Here is a 16,266-nt window from a genome sequence, read left to right as displayed (position 1 = left end):
GCTCCGCGCTTCATCTCACTTCGCCCCAATCATTTGGCCCAGTACCAGCTGCCCATGTTCCAGGCGTTCTGGCGCTGGTTGATATTGGGGCGATAGCCGATCAGGCCTTCCTTCACGCCCTCGATCGGCGCGTATTGGAAAATCGGCAGGATCGGCAGCTCCTCGCGGACGATCTCCTGCAGCCTGAAATAGATCGCCTTGCGCCTCTCCTGATCGAAGGTTTCCTGGCCTTCCTTCATCAGCGCATCGGCCTCGGCGTTCTCCCACTGCATGTAGTTGCCGCCGCTGCCGCCCTTGACCGGAATCGCGTCGGAGGCGAAGCGCGAGGCCGGGTCGGGGTCGACACCGGTGCGGAAGGTCGTGCCGACCAGCAGCGACTCGAATTTGGAGCGCACGTAGAACTCGCCCCAGATCACGGCCGCCGGCATGTTGTTGATCGTCATCTTCGCGCCGACCTGCTGCCAGTCCTGCTGGATCAGCTGCTGGCATTGCTCGCGCAACTGGTTGCCCGTCGTCGTCGAGACCGCAAATTCCAGCGGCACGCCGTTCTTCATGCGCGTGCCCGAGCTGGAGCGCTTCCAGCCCGCGTCGTCAAGCAGCTTGTTGGCCCGGGCAAGATCGCGCTGCTGGACGGGGAGGGCAGGATTGAAGGCCCAGGATTCGCGTGGGGCGAAGGATTCCGTCGGCTTCGGCACGCCGTAATAGATCGCGTCGATGATCGCCTGCTTGTCCATTGCCGCATAGAGCGCATGCCGCACGGCTTTCTCGGCAAAAACCTTGTTGCCGAGATTCGGCATGATGATCTCGAGATTGCCGCTCGGCGCGACCGCCACCTTGCGGCCGGGAAGCTTGATCGCCTCCTGGTAGAAATTCGCGGGGATACCGGAGATGATGACGAGGTCGACCTGGCCGGTGCGGAATTGGGCATAGAGCGCCGTCAGGTCCGGGATGTATTTGAGGACGGCTTTCTCGAGATAGGGGCCGTCGCCATGATAGCCCTCATAGGCGACGAGCGTGATGTTGTCGCCGGGCTGCCGCGTGCCCCAGCGGAACGGGCCGGTGCCGACGGGGGCATTGTTGAACGGCGCCGTGTTCGGGTCGGCTGCCTTGCTCAGGATATGCTTGGGCACGATATGCGTGTTCGCCAGCATCGCGAGATAAGGCGCGTAGGCCTTTTCCATCCGCCACGAGATCTCGTGCGGGCCCTTGATCACGATATCCCGGACGAAGGCATGGCCGACGCGCGTGCGTGCCTTGAACCCCGCCGAATTGATCAGTTCCAGGGAGTATTTGACGTCCTCGGCGGTGAAGGCCGTGCCGTCATGCCATTTCACGTCGTCGCGGAGCTTCACGGTCCAGGCGAGGCCGCCCTCGGAGATGCCGCCATTGCCTTCGCTCGGTACCGCGACCGCGAGGTCCGGGCGAAGCGTGCCATCGGGTTCCGCGACCCAGAGCGAGTTGAAGACGCTCGTCCAGACGACTTCGTCGACCTCGACGCCGGGCATCAGCGGATTGAATGAAACCGGCTCCTGCGAGAGCCCGACCACGACGACGCCGGTCGGCTTGGCCGGCGGCGGGGCCGTGGGCTTGGCCGCCGTCTGGGCCCGCGCGGCAAGGCCGGAGGTCGCGGCAAGCGCGCCGGCGCCGAGGCCGAAGAGCGCGCGCCGGTTCAGGCTCCAGTTCGAAACCAGCCGTGGATCGTGAATGTCTCGCATCGTGCTTCCCTCTCCCAAGGCAACCGCTTCCAGCTGGGGGCTGAAAGGCATCATCATGATAATGAACGCAAGCGGTGACCCATTTTCAAAATGGGCTTCATTCGGCTAAAAATCTTCATCATATGATATCGGGCGTCAAGGGCTGTGAGGCTGAAAATGCGGTAAGTACAGCCGATAATTTCAGCAACACATTGTATCCAAATGATATTTTTATAAATCATCCGATTTTCATCAAAATGGTTGCGCGGGCATTTTCATCATCATATCGTTTGTGGGTCTTCAATCGCTTCCTGGGACCCCATGCCGGATACAGTGCTGCCCGCCGAGAACGCCGACGTCGACAGCGACGAGCAGCTCGAGGCCATGAGGATCGGGCAGCGGCTGCGAGCCCTGCGGGCCGAGCGTGGGCTGACGATCCTGGAGCTGGCGGCGAAGGCGGGCGTTTCCTCCGGCAGCATCAGTCAGATCGAACGCGGCGCCTCCAACCCCTCGGTCAGCACGCTGCAGAAGCTGCGCGCCGCACTTGGCGTCACGCTCTGGTCGTTCCTGGAAAGCGACGCGGCCGAACCAGCCCGCGAGTCGCAATATGTCCGGCGCCAGGCCAATCGCCCGCGCATCGTCGTCGGCACCAATCAGCTGACCAAGGAGTTGTTGTCGCCGCGCGACAATAACGAGCTGCGCTTCATGATCCTCACCGTACCGCCAGGCGCCGAGAGCGGCAGTTTCCTGAGCGGGCCCGGCGACAAGGGCGGCTATGTCCTCTCCGGCCGGGTTGAGCTCAGCATCGGCGACGAGGTCTTCGAAATCGGCGAAGGGGACAGCTTCCAGTTCCCCAGCACCATTCCGCATCAGGTCGTCAACCGTTCCGCGAGCGAGGCGAAGCTGATCTGGATCATCAATATCCGGGAATCGCACCTGTAGGGCGATCGTATCAGGCGGGGCCGGCAAGGCCGCCTTCGCCTGCCATTCCAGCAGACCCAGAGGAAACATGATCACGCGTCACGAAGTCACCGGCCGTCTCAGCAAGGTGCTGGTCGCCAACGGATTTGCCTTCCTGTCGGGCCTCACCGCCAAGGACCGCAGCGGCGGCGTCAAGGAACAGACCGCCGATATCCTCGCCCAGATCGACGCCTATCTGGCGATGGCCGGTACGGACAAGACCCGCATCGTCGTCGGCAATATCTGGCTGAAGGACATCAGCACCTTCAACGAGATGAACGCGGCCTGGGAAGCCTGGGTCGACCCGAAGCAGCCGCCGGCACGGGCGACCGTCGAGTCGCGCCTGGCTGCGGACGACATTCTCGTCGAGATCCAGGTCCAGGCCCTCGCCTGAGCCTCAGAAGTCCGCCGCGAGCGATCGCGGCGGACTTTTCGCGCGTCCCCCAAAGCCGCGTGTCCCCAAATCCTCGCGTCCTCCAGCGCAAGCGGCCCGCCATGCCTCAGTCATCTGCCCTTCCGAGCGTCGTCCCCGGCGACCCGTCCTGGTGGTTCATCGAGGCCATCAGCGCTGAAGCAGGCCGGCCGGATTCAGCGCCCCTGTCGGGGAGCATCACGGTCGATGTGGCGATCGTCGGTGGCGGCTTCACTGGGCTGTGGACCGCGCTGGCCCTGAAGGAGCGGGCACCGCAGCTCTCGATCGCCCTGATCGAGGCCTCGCGCTGCGGCTCGGGCGCGAGCGGCAAGAACGGCGGCAAGGTTTCGGGCTATTGGGGCTCGCTCGCCGGGATGGAAGGCAATATAGGCGCCGATGGTGCGCTGGCGGTCGCCCGCGCCGGCGCCCGCGCCCAGGACGCGATCCGCGCCTTCGCGACGGCTCCCGGTCGCGATGTCTGGTGGCGCGACGGCGCCAGCATCCGCGTCTCGGCCTCGCCGGCGCAGGATGCCAAGATCAAGGGGTATGTCGAGACCGCCCGGCGTCTTGGCGTGCCGGATATGGCCCATGAGCTCTCGCCCGACGAGGTGGCTGCCTATTGCCGCTCGCCGGTGTTCCGCGGCGGCGTCTACCTGGCCGAGGGCGCAACAGTTCAGCCTGCCAGATTGGCGCGCGAACTGCGGCGGGCCGTGATCGATGCCGGCGTTTCCGTCTTCGAGAACACCCCGATGGTCGCGCTCGATGCCGGCACGCCCAGCCGCCTGCGCACCCCGGACGGCGAGATCATTGCCCGCGAAGTCGTGCTCGCCACCAATACCGAGCTGGCGACGCGTCCGGAGGTGAAACCGCATGTCAGCGTCTTCTCCTCCTTTGCACTGATGACCGATCCAGCCCCCGAGAAGCTCGCCGCGATGGGCTGGACCCGCGATGAGGGGCTCGCGGATCTCAGGATGTTCGTCCACTATTTCCGCAAGACGGTCGACGGGCGCATCCTAATGGGCTCGGGCTCCGGTCCGATCAGCTTCGGCGGCAATGCGCGTGATCCGCGCCTTACCATCGACCTCGCCTCGGCCGCCAGGGCCGAGAAGGGGCTTCGCAGGCTGCTGCCGGGCTTCGCCAATGTCGGCATCGCCAAGATCTGGGGCGGTGGCATCGACGTCTCCTCCGATCGGTTGCCATTCTTCCGCACCGTGCCGGGTACGCGCATCCATTATGGCTGCGGCTATTCCGGCCACGGCGTGAACCCGACCTATATCGGCGGGCAATGCCTGGCCTCGCTGGTCCTGAATGCCAGGGACGACTGGGCGAGCCTGCCCTTGTGCACCCGCAGCCTTCCCTCGCTGCCGCCCGAGCCGTTCCGTGCCGTCGGCGGCCGGCTGGTGCGCTGGGGCATCATCGGATGCGAGGAGGCCGAGGAGAGGGGCGAGCGCCCCGGCTTGGGCATGAGCGCTGCGGCGGCGATCCCGAAACTCTTCGGCCTGCGCATCGGCACGCGGTGAGAGCCGCGCTCCGGCGCGCGCATCACCCGCGTCCTGTGTGCTGCGGGAGTCCAGGCAGAGGTCGGGGACCGGCTAGCCCAGCCGGACCTTGGCGACCTTGTCACGGTAATCGTCCTTGGGGTCGACGCCGAGCAGCATCTTGATCCCGGCCACCAGGTTGTTGGCGTTCTCCCAGATTTCGGCGCTGCTCGGGTCGAAGCGCAGCAGGGCGAGATTGGGATCCTCCTTGCCGCCTTCGAACCAGGCCGCAATGAAGCTGTTCCAAAGCCGGTCGATGACCTGACGGTCCATATCGATCATGAGATCGCCCTCGACCGAGACGAACAGGTCATGGCCCTTTGAGACCAGGCTGAAGGCTGCGGGCTTGCCGGCGGAGAGCGCCTTGACCAGCTCGGTGTCGCGGGAGGCGAAGAACCATATCGGTCCGTGATCGGCCTCGAGCTGCGCCGTCATCGGGCGGGTATGGCCCTGCTCGGAGCCGGCGAGGCCAAGCATCACGGTCATGTCTGACTTCAGGGCTTTCCAGAATTTCGCTTCCAGTTCGCTTGGCGTCGGCATGGCATTCCTCCTGCTTCTGCGCGTTTGAATGTCTGTGCTTGGAATGGCCGGGCGACGGCCATGGTCCAGCTGATCGGCACTGGCAAACCAGCGCAAAAACCCCGCGGCAAGGCCGCGGGGTTTCCGGTTCCGCCCTTAGACGACGGGCGGACGGTAGGGCGTGGCGGTCTCGTCGAAACGGCTCCAGCCGTCGGCGCGATATTCCGCCTCGCGGGTGCTGCGGTCGATCGGCATGGCGCCATCCATGATGGCTTCGACGGTGGCTTCGTGCTCGGGCTCGGCCCTGACCGCGACGACCGAGCCGCCGCGGCGCACCGTCTCGGCATGATATTCCGCTTCGGCCTTGTCGACGCCGGCGCTGGTGAAGGATCCGACGATCCCGCCGGCAGCCGCGCCTGCGACCGCTCCGGCCGCTGTCGAGGCTAACCAGCCGGCCGCCACCACCGGGCCGATGCCGGGAATCGCGAGAATGCCCAGGCCAGCGAGCAGGCCGGCCGCGCCGCCGACGCCGGCGCCGATGCCGGCGCCCTCGGCCGCATTGCTCTCGGTTGATGTTTCGTCGCGACCGATGACGCTGATATCGCTGCTGGCGACGCCGGCCTCTTCCAGTCGGGTGACGACCGAGCGTGCGGTTTCATAGGTATCGTAGGAACGGGTGATGGTGCGGGTCATGGTAGCCTCTTGTGCTGTGAGATCAGGATGCGCGGTGTGAGAAGGACATGGCCTGCTCAGTGGCGGACGATGTTGCCGCGATAATCGACGGAGACAGTGACCTTGGCGCCGGCGTTCGTGGCCATGCCCTTCCAGACGCCGTCCTTGTCCTTCTTCAGACCGGTCACGTCCGAATAGCCATTGGCTTCAAGCCGGCTCTTGGCCTGCCCTTCGGTGAAGCTATTGGCGCCGGGAAGCGGGGCGTTCTTGTCCGCGTCGGCCTTTGGTGCCGGCATTGGTGACGTCGTCGAAGTCTGCGCGACGGCGCCGAAAGCAGTCACTGATGCGATCATCGAAACGATGAGAAGCTTTTTCATGGTTATTCTCCGCAGGTTCGTGAGTGTACGGCCTGATGTCGGATCAACTGGCCTGACCGGCAGAGAGTTCCGTAAATAAATACTTCGTCCGGACGGAACAGACGGCTCCGTCGTCCGTTGGGCCAGCGCTATCCCGAAATCGCTGGAGAACAACCATGGCCCCGACACCGAAGCCACTCGACGAGCTGTTCCACGACATGCTCAAGGACGTTTATTATGCCGAAAAGCAGATCCTGAAGGCGCTGCCGAAGATGGCCAAGGCTGCCACTTCGCCCGAGCTGAAGAAGGCGTTCGAGACGCACAGGACCGAGACCGAAGGCCAGGTCGAACGCCTGAGCGAGGTCTTTGACCTGATCGGCAAGGCGCCCCGCGCCAAGACCTGCGACGCCATCCTCGGGATTCTCGAGGAGGGCAAGGCCGTGATGGAAGACTATGCCGACAGCCCGGCCCTGGACGCGGGCCTCGTCGCCTCCGCGCAGGCGGTCGAGCATTACGAGATGGCGCGCTACGGCACCCTGAAGGCGTGGGCCCAGCAGCTCGGCCATAAGGATGCTGTCAAGCTGCTCGACGCGACCCTTGCCGAGGAGACCCGGACGGACAAGGCGCTGACGCAGCTTGGCGGCCCCGCCAATACTGCAGCTGTTGCCAAGGCGGCCTGAGCGAACCGCCCATCGGGCCCCGACGGCAAGCCTGTCGGGGCCGCTTTCATGCGTCGTTTACTGATCGGCAAGCTATGTTCGAAGCTGACACCACTGAGCAGGACGATCTTCGCGGCGGACACCCGCCCTGGATGGCGGGTTTCAGGCGCAAGGTGCGCGTGACGCTCGACCGCAGCCTGCAATGCGACGTCCTCGTCATCGGCGCCGGCATCACAGGGGCACTTGTGGCGCAGCACCTGACGCGGCTCGGGCATAAGGTCACCATGATCGACCGGGAGCGCGCCGGCTTCGGCAGCACGGCCGCCAGCACGGCGATGTTGCAATGGGAGATCGACTGTCCACTTGGGGAGCTGACGGCTTTCTACGGCTTCGACCGCGCAGCCAACATCTATCGTCGCAGCCTGCAGGCTGTCTCGGGCCTCAAGTCGCTGGTCGACGAACTCGCTCTCGGCTGCGCTTTCCGGCACCGAAGCTCGCTCTATATCGCGGGCGGCGGCGCCGGCGCTGGCGAACTCCTGGCCGAGCACCGGTTGCGCGAGCGCGCCGGCCTGCCCGGGGCCTATCTCGACTACTTCACCTTGAAGCGAGAGTTCGATTTCGACCGCGAGGCCGCGATCATCTCGCCCGGTTCCGCCGATGCCGACCCTTTGCTTCTGGCCCACGCCTTGATTGCGGATGCGCTGAGCCATGGCGCCGCGCTCTATGACGCCGAGGCGGTCGGCTACAACAGTTTCGGCCATGGCGTCGTCGTCGCGCTTGATAATGGTCACGAGATCCAGGCCCGGCAGGTCGTCCTGGCGACTGGCTATGTCATGCCCGATTTCGTCCGGACGGAGCTGCACAAGACAGCATCGAGCTGGGCGATCGCAACGCCGCCTCAGGCGCCGGAGGCGCTCTGGCGCGACGGCGTCCTGATCTGGGAAGCGTCGGACGACTACCTCTATGCCCGCACCACCGGGGACAATCGCATCATTGTCGGGGGCGAGGACGATGAAGATGTTACCGAGCCCTCGGAGCGGGACGCATTGATGCCGGCCAAGGCCGAGGCGATCCTCATGAAGCTCAGGCTGCTGCGGCCGGCGGCAAACGCGACCGCGGAATTCGTCTGGTCGGGAGCGTTCGGCGAAACCTTGGACGGCTTGCCGTTGATAGGGCAGGTGCCCGGCTATCCCGCGATCTTCGCCGCCTACGGCTATGGTGGCAACGGCATCACCTTCAGCTTTCTCGCTTCGCGCATCCTGGCGAAGATGATTAGCGGGGATCGCGAGGATTGGTACGACGATCTCGCTATCGACCGGCCGTTGCCGATGGCGTGAGATCCGATGAAGCGGCAGCCATGATCTCGTGCGGCTGGACGCTTGTGCACGCCGTCTGCCCCCTGCACGACGCGCATGATTTTCATGGCGATACGGCGCCTCGCTGCTTTCCGCGACTGAGGCGGTGATGCCCAGTCCCTCTTGTGTTCCATATTTCAGCATCCATATACCAGCCATATGGATGGTATATGGATGCTGAAATGAAAACGCCCGATAGCGAGAAACTCACGCTCAATCTCGGCTTCGTCGATCTCGGGCGCATCGACCTGCTCGTCAGGGACGGCTTCTATTCAAACCGCTCGGACTTCATTCGCACCGCGGTCAGAAACCAGCTTTCGACCCATGCCGATGTCGCGGCGCAGGCGACGACGCGGCTGTCACTCGAACTTGGCCTGCGCGTCTTCACAAGGCGCGATCTCGAAGCGGCCAAGGCCGCAGGAGAACGCCTGGAAATTCGCGTGCTCGGCCTCGCTGTCATTGAACCGGACGTCTCCCCCGAACTCGCCAGGGAGACGATCGCCTCCCTGACGGTGCTCGGCGCGCTGCATGCCTCTCCCGAAATCAAGGCTGCCCTGTCCGACAGGCTGGCATGAAAAGGCTGACACACATGACCATGCACCTCCGCTCCGCCGTTGGCGAAGCCATGACACGCCTCAGGAGTGCCGATGTTGCGGGGGCGGCCGCGGCCCTGCAGCGCGCGCTCTCCGGGCGGCCTGCTCAATCCCCGCAGCGTCCTGACGATAGCGAGGGGGGCGGGGGCGAGGCGACGGCTCATGCCCGGCGCGGCCTCGGCGACATCCTGCAATCGCTGCGAAGCGAGCGGGCGCGCTTCGCCGATCAGCCCGGCCCGGCGCGTCGCCAGCCTGGCCCGGCAGAGGAGGACGAGCGCTTTCGCTCGCGCAGCTTTCGCAACGCCGCCGGAGCGTTGGCCTACAAGCTCTACGTGCCGGCGGATCATGCCGGCCGGGAACCCGCTCTCGTCGTGATGCTGCATGGCTGCACGCAGGACCCCAATGATTTTGCGCGGGGAACCCGGATGAACCGGCTCGCCGACGAGTTTGGCATCATCGTCGCCTATCCCCACCAACCACGTTCGGCCAACGCCCAGGGCTGCTGGAACTGGTTCGATCCGCGCCATCAGCAGCGCGGAACGGGAGAGCCGGCGGTTCTCGCGGGCTTGGCCCAGGAACTCGCCGCCGAGTTCGGCATCGATCACGCGCGGGTCTTTGTCGCCGGCCTGTCTGCGGGCGGCGCGATGGCCGATGTGCTGTCCTCGACCTATCCTGACATCTTTGCGGCCGCCGGCATTCATTCCGGCCTTCCCCACGGGGCCGCAAGCGACGTCATGTCGGCCTTCGCGGCGATGAAGGGCAACGCGAAGACGCCATCCCGGGCGAGGGCAAACGCCAGCCGGCAGATTATCTTCCACGGCACGGCCGATGCCACGGTTCACCCCTCCAACGGCGAGACGCTGTTTGCTCGGGCACGGGCTCGCGGTGGTGAAATGGCGGAGTTGATGACCGATACCGTCGTCAACGGCCGGCATGTCACGCGCACGCTGGTCGGGCCCGCCCATGGCCCCGCCACCACGGAATACTGGCTGGTCCAGGGGGCCGGCCACGCCTGGTCCGGCGGGGACGGGACGGGAAGCTTCACCGATGCGTCGGGGCCGGAGGCTTCGCGCGAGATGATCCGGTTCTTCCTGGAAACCTGACGGGATCGTCTCTTCTCGCATGCTGGCGGGGAGGGCGCGGGAAAAAGCCCCCGATCTCGAAGCCGCGTGGCTGATAAGGAAGCTTCTGGCAAACGCCCGCGCCGCTGGCCGCCCGAACCGGTCAATGGTGCCAATTCTGCGGCGCGGCAGGCAGATCCCCTGTCACATCGACATGGGCGACGCCGCGTGTCGGCGGAAACTCCCGATAAGTGAAACGGAGATCGAGCAGATGACCATCATCGGTCAGCAACTGCACATCCGTGTGACCGAACACGGTCTTGAGTGCGGGAAAGGCCAGCCGAAGCTCGCCACAACTGGTGACCCCGATGGGATCCTGGAAAAAGCCTTCAAAATCGTAGGACGCACGGCCGATCTTGATGCCGTGGCTCAGGAGGGCACCGCGCCCCGAGATTCCACCGAGATAACGCATGATCGTTTCACTTCACGGTTCATAGGCGGGACTAAGCCTGCTTATCCTTCTCCAGCGCGGCTGTAAGTTCGATCGGATCCACGAGGATGATTTGCGAGGAGCCGCGTGAGAATTCGATGGCCGGGATCTGCAGCATCGTGGCGGTGCGGCGGAAGGCACGGAACGACAGCCCGACGATCTCTTCCTCGTCGGTGACAACGCGATAGGTGCCGGCCGGCTGAGGATGCGACAGGGCACTCAACCTGAAGGGGTGGCTGAAGGTGATCTCCGTTTCAGTGGTCCGGTCCGTCATGATCCGCACCTGTCATCCCTGCCGATGATATCAGGGTCGCCCGCTCGACTGTCAGAGCGCCGCAGCTATTTCAGGTTGCCGAAAGGGGTCACTTGCGTGACGCCGGCCCGGATCTGGAACTCTTCGATGGCGCGCTCGTGACCATCGGCCCCCCGCACCCGGTATTGCCGTTGTCCGTTTTCGCTCGCCGGAAGCACCCGCAGGATCTCGTATTGTCCAAGCCCGGTCCTGTCGAGGAAGCCGAAGGCCAGGCTGATGACATCGCCTGCCTTATAGTCGGTTGTCATGACGTGTTTCCTTGATGCCCGATCCATTGCGCGCCTCTTCATTCGCCGGTGAAGCCAGATGACCGATGAACACCGCCCCGTCGTCGCGATGGCCCATGATCAGAAGGTCCACGAAATCTCCGTCATCCCGGATCAGATGGATCGGAAAGGCGAACTGCAGTGGGTCTGTCCGGCTCAGGTTCGCGGCAAAATGCCCGGAACACATGTCCGTGGCATTGAGTGACGGTCTGAAGCTGTACGATGCCGGCTGACGCGTGCCGTCGCGCCAGATGATCTGGCCATTGCCTTGCAAGACGAAAATCCAGTGTCGGCCGGCACCACATCGGCGCCGCGACTCGCTCTCGGTCCATTTTGAAGGGAGGCGACAATTAACTACGCGCCTCTTTTAGTAAATATGCAAGCGTCAAGGCCGCGTCATCTTAGCGCATCGACCAGAGTAGGGCTAAAATCTCTTCACTGAACCATTCTTTGCTCGGTTTGGTTTTGCTGAGCGAAGGTGTGGTGCATGAAAGGGGGTGACGCTTACTCTGAGAAAGCCAACCCGTGATCTTCTCCAAGCCTGCTCGCGCCCGTTGGCAGGCTCCCGCGCGAGCCCGTGCCTGAACGAGATCCTAGTGTTCCATGGCTTGCATGAGCGCAGCGATCCTGATCGTCGCGAAATTGCAGAACGTATCGGAGACCGCATAGGGCAGGACGATATGGTCGTTATGGCGTATTGCGCCGCAGGTGTAGACGACGTTGGGAACATAGCCTTCGCGTTCGGACGGCTCCGGCCGCACCAGTGGCTCGCGGGAACGCGCGAGGACTTTCGACGGATCCTGCTTGTCGAGAAGAACTGCTCCGATCGCATATTTCCGGACTGGCCCGACACCATGGGTCAATAGCAGCCAGCCCTCGTCGAGCTCGATCGGGGATCCGCAGGTGCCGATCTGGACGAACTCCCAGGGGAATTGCGGCTTCAGGATCACGACACCGCCGTCCCAGGTGAAAAGGTCATCGGAATAGATGAGATAGAGGTTCTCGTTGTCCTGCCGCGCAATCATGGCGTAGCGACCACCAATCTTGCGGGGGAACAGCGCCATGCCTTTGTTCGTGGCGGCCGTCCCCCGTAGCGGCGACATCCGAAACGACAGGAAATCGCTGGTCTCGATCAGTTCGGAACGGATCGCCCGGCCGTCATAGGCGGTGTAGGTCGCCCGGAACACCGTCCTCCCAGCTTCGTCGAACGCGACGAAGCGCGCGTCCTCGATGCCGTTCGATTGGGATGCGGTAATGGGAAAGATCACCCGCTCGCTGATGTCGCCATCGGGCGAAAAGACGACCTCGACATCGTTGCCGTCGAGACGGGCCATGCGGTTGCGCAAGGTGGCGATCGAGGCCAGGCGCGATGTCGGATCGACGCTGACGCTGCCGTCGCTGGCGATCGAGCCGGAGCGGAAGGTCAGCGACGAGATATGCCCCTCGCCAACCGCGCGAACGCTCAGGATGAAGCGGCGCCCGCCTGGAGGCGCGCCGGACTGATCGGGGTGGGAAACGATGCTCGGGTTGAAGAGAGCCGCTGCCTCGAACGAATATTCATGCAGGAAATAGGCGCCGACCAGCTGACGCTGAATCCTGGTGAAGTCGCAATGCGTTGCGAAGGCATCCTCCATCTCGTCCGCGCGCTGCTCGAATTTTTCCAGCAGGTTGCGGTGCCGGCCTTTGAAATTCTCCAGCACATCGGCGAGCAGGCTCTCGGCCGTATCGCAATCCAGCGCCAGGACCCGGTCGACGATATGGTTCGCCCGGATCTTGTCGACGGGGTTGAGGTCCCTCGGCTCGGCCGTGGGGCCGAACCGGCGCACGACGACTCTGGAGGGATCGGGGCGCAAATACAGGGCCTGGCGATTCAGGAAGGCGGGTTGGGACAAGTCGACCCCGGTCTGTTTGTGCGCGATCGCCGAAGGCTCAGGCATGCAAGGCCCGAAGCGGCGCCAGTTTCGGGCGGTCCCCGCTGATGCGGGCCTGCTGGCGAATCTCGGCGAGGCTGAGAAGATAGGATACCACGGATTCGCCGCCGCGGTTCTCATTTGCCCGGTCGCGGTGCAGGCCGTCACGGCAGGCGCCGGTGTCCAGATCGACCAGCGGCGCAGAGAGGTCGTTATGGCCCAGGAACCAGGCGAAGGCGCGGGCGGCCTCGGTCCGCCAATGCGGATCGCCATCGGCGCGCCAGGCCGCGAGGCAGGCCGAGATTGTCGCCGTGGCCTCCAGCGGCTGCTGGTCGAAGGACCTGGGCGCGCGGCGCTTGTCGCCAAAGCTGTCGGAGCCGACAGGCCTGAACAAGCCCGCCGGCGTCGTCTGCAGGTCCGCGAGCCAGCGCAGGGAGCGCAATCCGGCCTCTAGATAGCCTGGAACCTGCATGGACGCTCCGGTTGCGATCAGCGCTTGCGGCAGGCGCGCATTGTCATAGGAAAGTCCGTCTTCGAACCACACCCAGCTCGGTGTCTCGACCGCCGAGAGCAAGCCGAGCAGGCGGTCGGCAAGCAGCGTGCGCAGCCAGATCGCGGTTGGCGGCGCCCCGGCGACGGCGCAATAGGCGTCGAGGCCGAGCAGGGTGAAGCCCCAGGCGCGCGGCGAGGTGAAACTCTCGACGACAGGCAGAGCTTGTGCGAACAGGGCGGCCGCCCATTGCCGGCGCGAGGGGCTGACATCGCTGCGTGCGCATTCGCCCAGCGCCCAGAGCGTTCGTCCATGGCTGTCCTCCGAACCGATCTCTTCCAGCCAGCGGCGGTCGAAGCTCATGAAATTGCGAAAGCGCCGCATGTCGGGATTCCAGGCGTGCTGGACGAAGGATGCGAAGCGGGCTGTCAGGGCCTCCGCCAGGTGCCGTTCGCCGGTGCTGTTCAATGTGCAGGCGAGGAGCAGCGCGCGGGCATTGTCGTCGACGCAGTAGCCATGTGCGCGATCCGGCACGGAATGAACGGCGTGCTGGAACAATCCGGTGTCGTCGCACATGCACAGGAAATGGCCTGTCTGCATCTCCGGGGGAGCCGGCATCTGCGGCGGGGGCGTTGTCATGGCCGTGCCGGTGACAACGCTCAGAATCCGGCCCCGACGTGCCGTCTCGAACGCGGCGAGATAGCGCTTGGCGGTTCGCTCCCAGGTCATCGAACGGCTGCTGGCATAGGCCCGCAGCCGCATCGCCTGGCGCCTGTCGATATCGGTCAGAAGTCCCGCGATCTCGTCGCCGATGGCAACGGCGTCGCCGAACGGCACCAGAATGCCGCGCCCGTCAGCGAGCAGCTCCTGAGCGTGCCAGTAGGGCGTCGAGACGACGGCCTTCCCGAGGCCGAAACTGTAGGCCAGCGTGCCCGATGTCATTTGCGCCTCGTTGAGATAGGGCGTGACATAGACATCGCACATCGAGATGAAGCCGAGCAGGGTCGCCTGGTCGACGAACTGGTCGAGAAAGATCACATGATCCTCGACGCCGAGTTCGCGCACGCGGTTCATCAGGCTGGCACGATAGGCCTCGCCTTGCTCGCGGACCAGATTGGGATGCGTTGCCCCCAGGACCACATAGACCGCATCGGGGCGACGCCGCAGGATCGCAGGCATCGCGTCGATCATCACCTCGATGCCCTTGTTGGGCGAGAGCAGGCCGAAGGTCAGGATGACGGAGCGGCCGCTGAATCCGAGCCTGGCCTTGGCGTCGTCCGGTGCGAGAAAGGCGAAGTCGGGGATGCCGTGTGCGATCACCTCGATCTTATCGGCAGGGAGCCGGTAGACTGTCCGCAGCAGATCGCGCGCCTTCTCGGCCATGACGACGACCCGCGCCGAGGCGTCGACGATCCGCTCCATGACGTCACGCTGCACAGGCGTGGGCTCGGACAGGACGGTGTGGAGCGTGGTGACGACCGGCATTTTCAGGCGCGACAGCAGCGCCATGATGTGCCCGCCGGCCTCTCCGCCGAAAATGCCGAACTCATGCTGGAGCGAGACGACGTCGAACCGGCCATCATTCAGGAAGTCGGCGGCCCCTGCATACTCCTCGATCCGGTCATCGCTGACCTGATAGTGGACGGAACGTGGGTAGTCGTAGGCATGACCATGGTCGTTCATGGCCACGATCGAGGTTTCGAGATCCGTGCCCGATGAAGCGACCGCCTGTTGCAGGTCCGTGGTGAAGGTGGCGATTCCGCAGCGACGCGGAAGCGAGTTGCCGATGAAGGCAATGCGGTGGAGTGGGCTCATGCTCGGGCCTCCGTGAAAGGGTTGGACGGACCCGCCAGTGCGGGGAGCGGCAGGGGCGGCTGGGAAACGGCATCGCCTGGCGCACGCGCATCGCGCGCAGAGACGTCATGCAGAAGGTCGGGGCAGGGACTTGCCGCGTCATAGGCCACCAGGCAGGTCAGGCCGTCGCGCCCCGCCTCGATGCGCACGCTGTCGGCCTCGATGAAGCAGCCCTGGCCGATACCCACCGGGAACGATCCGAGGCTGGCGGCGCCAGCGATGACGACCAGCCAGGTTTCTCGGGTTGCACTGAGGTTCCAGGCCGATCCTGAAGCCAGATCGAACCGTTCGAGGACGAAATGCGGGCTCGCGACGAGCAGGGTCCTGCCATTGCCGAGATGACGCGCCGGCGCTTGCAGCTCGGCCGGGCCGGGATGGGCGGCGGCAACGCCGTGCTCGATGTGAAGCTCGCGCTGGCGGCCATGGTCGAACAGGCGGAATGTCGTATCGCTCCGCTGCTGGATTTCCGCGAGGACGAGCCCGGGCCCGATGGCGTGGATCGTTCCGGCCGGCACGAAGATGACGTCGCCCTTGCAGGCCCTTCGCCATTGCACGAGCTCGGTGATCGACCCATCGGTGATGGCAGCGCGCAGTTCTACGGCCGTACAGGGCGCTTTCAGCCCGACGCCGACCATCGCATCCGGCGTGGCGGCGAGGATGTACCAGGCTTCGGTCTTGCCGCGAGCCAGTCCCAGCGCTTGCGCGAAGGCGTCGTCCGGATGCACCTGGATCGACAAGGCTTCTTGCGTGAACAACAATTTGAGCAGCAGGGCGGGCTCGGTCGCGTGCATGTCGCGGCGTTGAAACCAGAGCTCGCCGATCGCGGCGCCGTCAGGCTCGATCGCGCTCCAGGGCAGGAGATCGGTCGACCCCCAGGGTTTGGGCATCGCCTGCACGCAGGCCTGTTCGAGCGCCATATCGGTCTCCTGGTTCACATCGCCAGTGATCGAGCGACGGCTGTCGATCGATGCGGCAATGGTCGGCGACAGTATCAATGGCGCAGGTCTTGAGGGGGCGGGCCCCATCGCGAGCGGCATCGTTGCGCGGCTTGCGCGCATCGTCATGGCCAAAGCCCGCTCCATGGTTGGAGCGGGCTTCCGGCCTGGTTCGGCAGGCGACAGCGC

Annotated in this window: 18 protein-coding genes; 7 read left to right on the top strand and 11 right to left on the bottom strand. The window is 64.7% G+C overall.

Translation table 11 applies throughout. The features are described 5' to 3' along the window. Positions 1-29: 29 nt before the first annotated feature. Positions 30-1,715 (bottom strand): peptide ABC transporter substrate-binding protein, encoded by a 1,686-nt coding sequence (locus AB4099_RS21820; protein ID WP_441479598.1) that lies wholly within the window; start codon positions 1,713-1,715, stop codon positions 30-32. A 300-nt stretch (positions 1,716-2,015) separates the two neighbouring features. Between AB4099_RS21820 and AB4099_RS21815 the strand changes: the two genes are divergently transcribed. The 3 genes from AB4099_RS21815 (at position 2,016) to AB4099_RS21805 (ending at position 4,586) form a co-directional block, all read left to right on the top strand. Then, complete coding sequence (locus AB4099_RS21815) at positions 2,016-2,636, top strand: helix-turn-helix domain-containing protein (protein WP_441479597.1); 621 nt, start codon at positions 2,016-2,018, stop codon at positions 2,634-2,636. A gap of 67 nt (positions 2,637-2,703) precedes the next feature. Then, entirely contained in the window at positions 2,704-3,048 is a 345-nt protein-coding gene (locus tag AB4099_RS21810) for a RidA family protein (protein ID WP_043240509.1), read from the top strand. A gap of 101 nt (positions 3,049-3,149) precedes the next feature. After that, the gene (locus AB4099_RS21805) at positions 3,150-4,586 is read left to right on the top strand and encodes an NAD(P)/FAD-dependent oxidoreductase (RefSeq protein WP_441479596.1); all 1,437 of its coding nucleotides are present in this window, start codon (positions 3,150-3,152) and stop codon (positions 4,584-4,586) included. 72 nt (positions 4,587-4,658) lie between these two features. Here the strand turns inward: AB4099_RS21805 and AB4099_RS21800 are convergent, their stop codons facing one another. The 3 genes from AB4099_RS21800 to AB4099_RS21790 all read right to left on the bottom strand — a co-directional run bounded on the left by AB4099_RS21800 (position 4,659) and on the right by AB4099_RS21790 (position 6,172). Beyond that, positions 4,659-5,144, bottom strand: a complete 486-nt coding sequence (locus AB4099_RS21800) for a pyridoxamine 5'-phosphate oxidase family protein (RefSeq protein WP_113511208.1) — start codon at positions 5,142-5,144, stop codon at positions 4,659-4,661. Between the two features lie 135 nt (positions 5,145-5,279). Further along, a complete protein-coding gene (locus tag AB4099_RS21795; RefSeq protein ID WP_441479595.1) occupies positions 5,280-5,816 on the bottom strand; it encodes a general stress protein in 537 nt (178 codons plus the stop codon). 56 nt (positions 5,817-5,872) lie between these two features. Next, positions 5,873-6,172: a PepSY domain-containing protein gene (locus AB4099_RS21790; RefSeq protein WP_113511215.1), complete on the bottom strand. Its 300-nt coding sequence runs from the start codon at positions 6,170-6,172 to the stop codon at positions 5,873-5,875. A gap of 155 nt (positions 6,173-6,327) precedes the next feature. Here AB4099_RS21790 and AB4099_RS21785 point away from each other — a divergent pair, with 155 nt between their 5' ends. The 4 genes from AB4099_RS21785 to AB4099_RS21770 all read left to right on the top strand — a co-directional run bounded on the left by AB4099_RS21785 (position 6,328) and on the right by AB4099_RS21770 (position 9,861). Then, positions 6,328-6,831: a YciE/YciF ferroxidase family protein gene (locus AB4099_RS21785; RefSeq protein WP_113511217.1), complete on the top strand. Its 504-nt coding sequence runs from the start codon at positions 6,328-6,330 to the stop codon at positions 6,829-6,831. Positions 6,832-6,905: 74 nt separating this feature from the next. Then, positions 6,906-8,147, top strand: a complete 1,242-nt coding sequence (locus AB4099_RS21780) for an NAD(P)/FAD-dependent oxidoreductase (RefSeq protein ID WP_113511220.1) — start codon at positions 6,906-6,908, stop codon at positions 8,145-8,147. Positions 8,148-8,347: 200 nt separating this feature from the next. Beyond that, positions 8,348-8,740: a CopG family transcriptional regulator gene (locus AB4099_RS21775; RefSeq protein WP_441479594.1), complete on the top strand. Its 393-nt coding sequence runs from the start codon at positions 8,348-8,350 to the stop codon at positions 8,738-8,740. 14 nt (positions 8,741-8,754) lie between these two features. Then, entirely contained in the window at positions 8,755-9,861 is a 1,107-nt protein-coding gene (locus tag AB4099_RS21770; RefSeq protein WP_441479593.1) for an extracellular catalytic domain type 1 short-chain-length polyhydroxyalkanoate depolymerase, read from the top strand. A gap of 121 nt (positions 9,862-9,982) precedes the next feature. On the opposite strand, the gene AB4099_RS21765 is transcribed toward AB4099_RS21770, so the two are convergent. The 7 genes from AB4099_RS21765 to AB4099_RS21735 form a co-directional block, all read right to left on the bottom strand. Continuing rightward, a complete protein-coding gene (locus tag AB4099_RS21765) occupies positions 9,983-10,291 on the bottom strand; it encodes a hypothetical protein (RefSeq protein WP_441479592.1) in 309 nt (102 codons plus the stop codon). 31 nt (positions 10,292-10,322) lie between these two features. Next, entirely contained in the window at positions 10,323-10,583 is a 261-nt protein-coding gene (locus AB4099_RS21760; protein WP_113511234.1) for a hypothetical protein, read from the bottom strand. Positions 10,584-10,648: 65 nt separating this feature from the next. After that, the gene (locus tag AB4099_RS21755) at positions 10,649-10,870 is read right to left on the bottom strand and encodes a hypothetical protein (protein ID WP_113511240.1); all 222 of its coding nucleotides are present in this window, start codon (positions 10,868-10,870) and stop codon (positions 10,649-10,651) included. Next, the gene (locus AB4099_RS21750) at positions 10,854-11,162 is read right to left on the bottom strand and encodes a hypothetical protein (protein ID WP_113511245.1); all 309 of its coding nucleotides are present in this window, start codon (positions 11,160-11,162) and stop codon (positions 10,854-10,856) included. The genes AB4099_RS21755 and AB4099_RS21750 overlap by 17 nt, the downstream gene beginning before the upstream one ends. A gap of 319 nt (positions 11,163-11,481) precedes the next feature. Next, entirely contained in the window at positions 11,482-12,825 is a 1,344-nt protein-coding gene (locus AB4099_RS21745) for a glycoside hydrolase family 130 protein (protein WP_441479591.1), read from the bottom strand. Next, positions 12,818-15,103 carry a glycosyltransferase family 4 protein gene (locus AB4099_RS21740; protein WP_441479590.1) on the bottom strand — a complete coding sequence of 762 codons (2,286 nt, stop codon included), beginning with the start codon at positions 15,101-15,103 and terminating at the stop codon, positions 12,818-12,820. The genes AB4099_RS21745 and AB4099_RS21740 overlap by 8 nt, the downstream gene beginning before the upstream one ends. Then, positions 15,100-16,206 (bottom strand): class I mannose-6-phosphate isomerase, encoded by a 1,107-nt coding sequence (locus AB4099_RS21735; RefSeq protein ID WP_441479589.1) that lies wholly within the window; start codon positions 16,204-16,206, stop codon positions 15,100-15,102. The genes AB4099_RS21740 and AB4099_RS21735 overlap by 4 nt, the downstream gene beginning before the upstream one ends. Between the last annotated feature and the right edge of the window lie 60 nt (positions 16,207-16,266).

Source organism: Allobosea sp. 2KB_26, from assembly GCF_052115715.1.
In the GTDB taxonomy this organism is placed as follows: Bacteria; Pseudomonadota; Alphaproteobacteria; order Rhizobiales; family Beijerinckiaceae; genus Allobosea.
Note: the sequence above shows the minus strand (reverse complement) of the source record. Positions and strands in the feature narration are given on the sequence as shown.

Coding starts and splice junctions, on each gene's coding strand:
- AB4099_RS21820 (WP_441479598.1), bottom strand. CDS start 1,715: ATGCGAGACATTCACGATCCACGGCTGGTTTCGAACTGGAGCCTGAAC.
- AB4099_RS21815 (WP_441479597.1), top strand. CDS start 2,016: ATGCCGGATACAGTGCTGCCCGCCGAGAACGCCGACGTCGACAGCGAC.
- AB4099_RS21810 (WP_043240509.1), top strand. CDS start 2,704: ATGATCACGCGTCACGAAGTCACCGGCCGTCTCAGCAAGGTGCTGGTC.
- AB4099_RS21805 (WP_441479596.1), top strand. CDS start 3,150: ATGCCTCAGTCATCTGCCCTTCCGAGCGTCGTCCCCGGCGACCCGTCC.
- AB4099_RS21800 (WP_113511208.1), bottom strand. CDS start 5,144: ATGCCGACGCCAAGCGAACTGGAAGCGAAATTCTGGAAAGCCCTGAAG.
- AB4099_RS21795 (WP_441479595.1), bottom strand. CDS start 5,816: ATGACCCGCACCATCACCCGTTCCTACGATACCTATGAAACCGCACGC.
- AB4099_RS21790 (WP_113511215.1), bottom strand. CDS start 6,172: ATGAAAAAGCTTCTCATCGTTTCGATGATCGCATCAGTGACTGCTTTC.
- AB4099_RS21785 (WP_113511217.1), top strand. CDS start 6,328: ATGGCCCCGACACCGAAGCCACTCGACGAGCTGTTCCACGACATGCTC.
- AB4099_RS21780 (WP_113511220.1), top strand. CDS start 6,906: ATGTTCGAAGCTGACACCACTGAGCAGGACGATCTTCGCGGCGGACAC.
- AB4099_RS21775 (WP_441479594.1), top strand. CDS start 8,348: ATGAAAACGCCCGATAGCGAGAAACTCACGCTCAATCTCGGCTTCGTC.
- AB4099_RS21770 (WP_441479593.1), top strand. CDS start 8,755: ATGACCATGCACCTCCGCTCCGCCGTTGGCGAAGCCATGACACGCCTC.
- AB4099_RS21765 (WP_441479592.1), bottom strand. CDS start 10,291: ATGCGTTATCTCGGTGGAATCTCGGGGCGCGGTGCCCTCCTGAGCCAC.
- AB4099_RS21760 (WP_113511234.1), bottom strand. CDS start 10,583: ATGACGGACCGGACCACTGAAACGGAGATCACCTTCAGCCACCCCTTC.
- AB4099_RS21755 (WP_113511240.1), bottom strand. CDS start 10,870: ATGACAACCGACTATAAGGCAGGCGATGTCATCAGCCTGGCCTTCGGC.
- AB4099_RS21745 (WP_441479591.1), bottom strand. CDS start 12,825: ATGCCTGAGCCTTCGGCGATCGCGCACAAACAGACCGGGGTCGACTTG.
- AB4099_RS21740 (WP_441479590.1), bottom strand. CDS start 15,103: ATGAGCCCACTCCACCGCATTGCCTTCATCGGCAACTCGCTTCCGCGT.
- AB4099_RS21735 (WP_441479589.1), bottom strand. CDS start 16,206: ATGACGATGCGCGCAAGCCGCGCAACGATGCCGCTCGCGATGGGGCCC.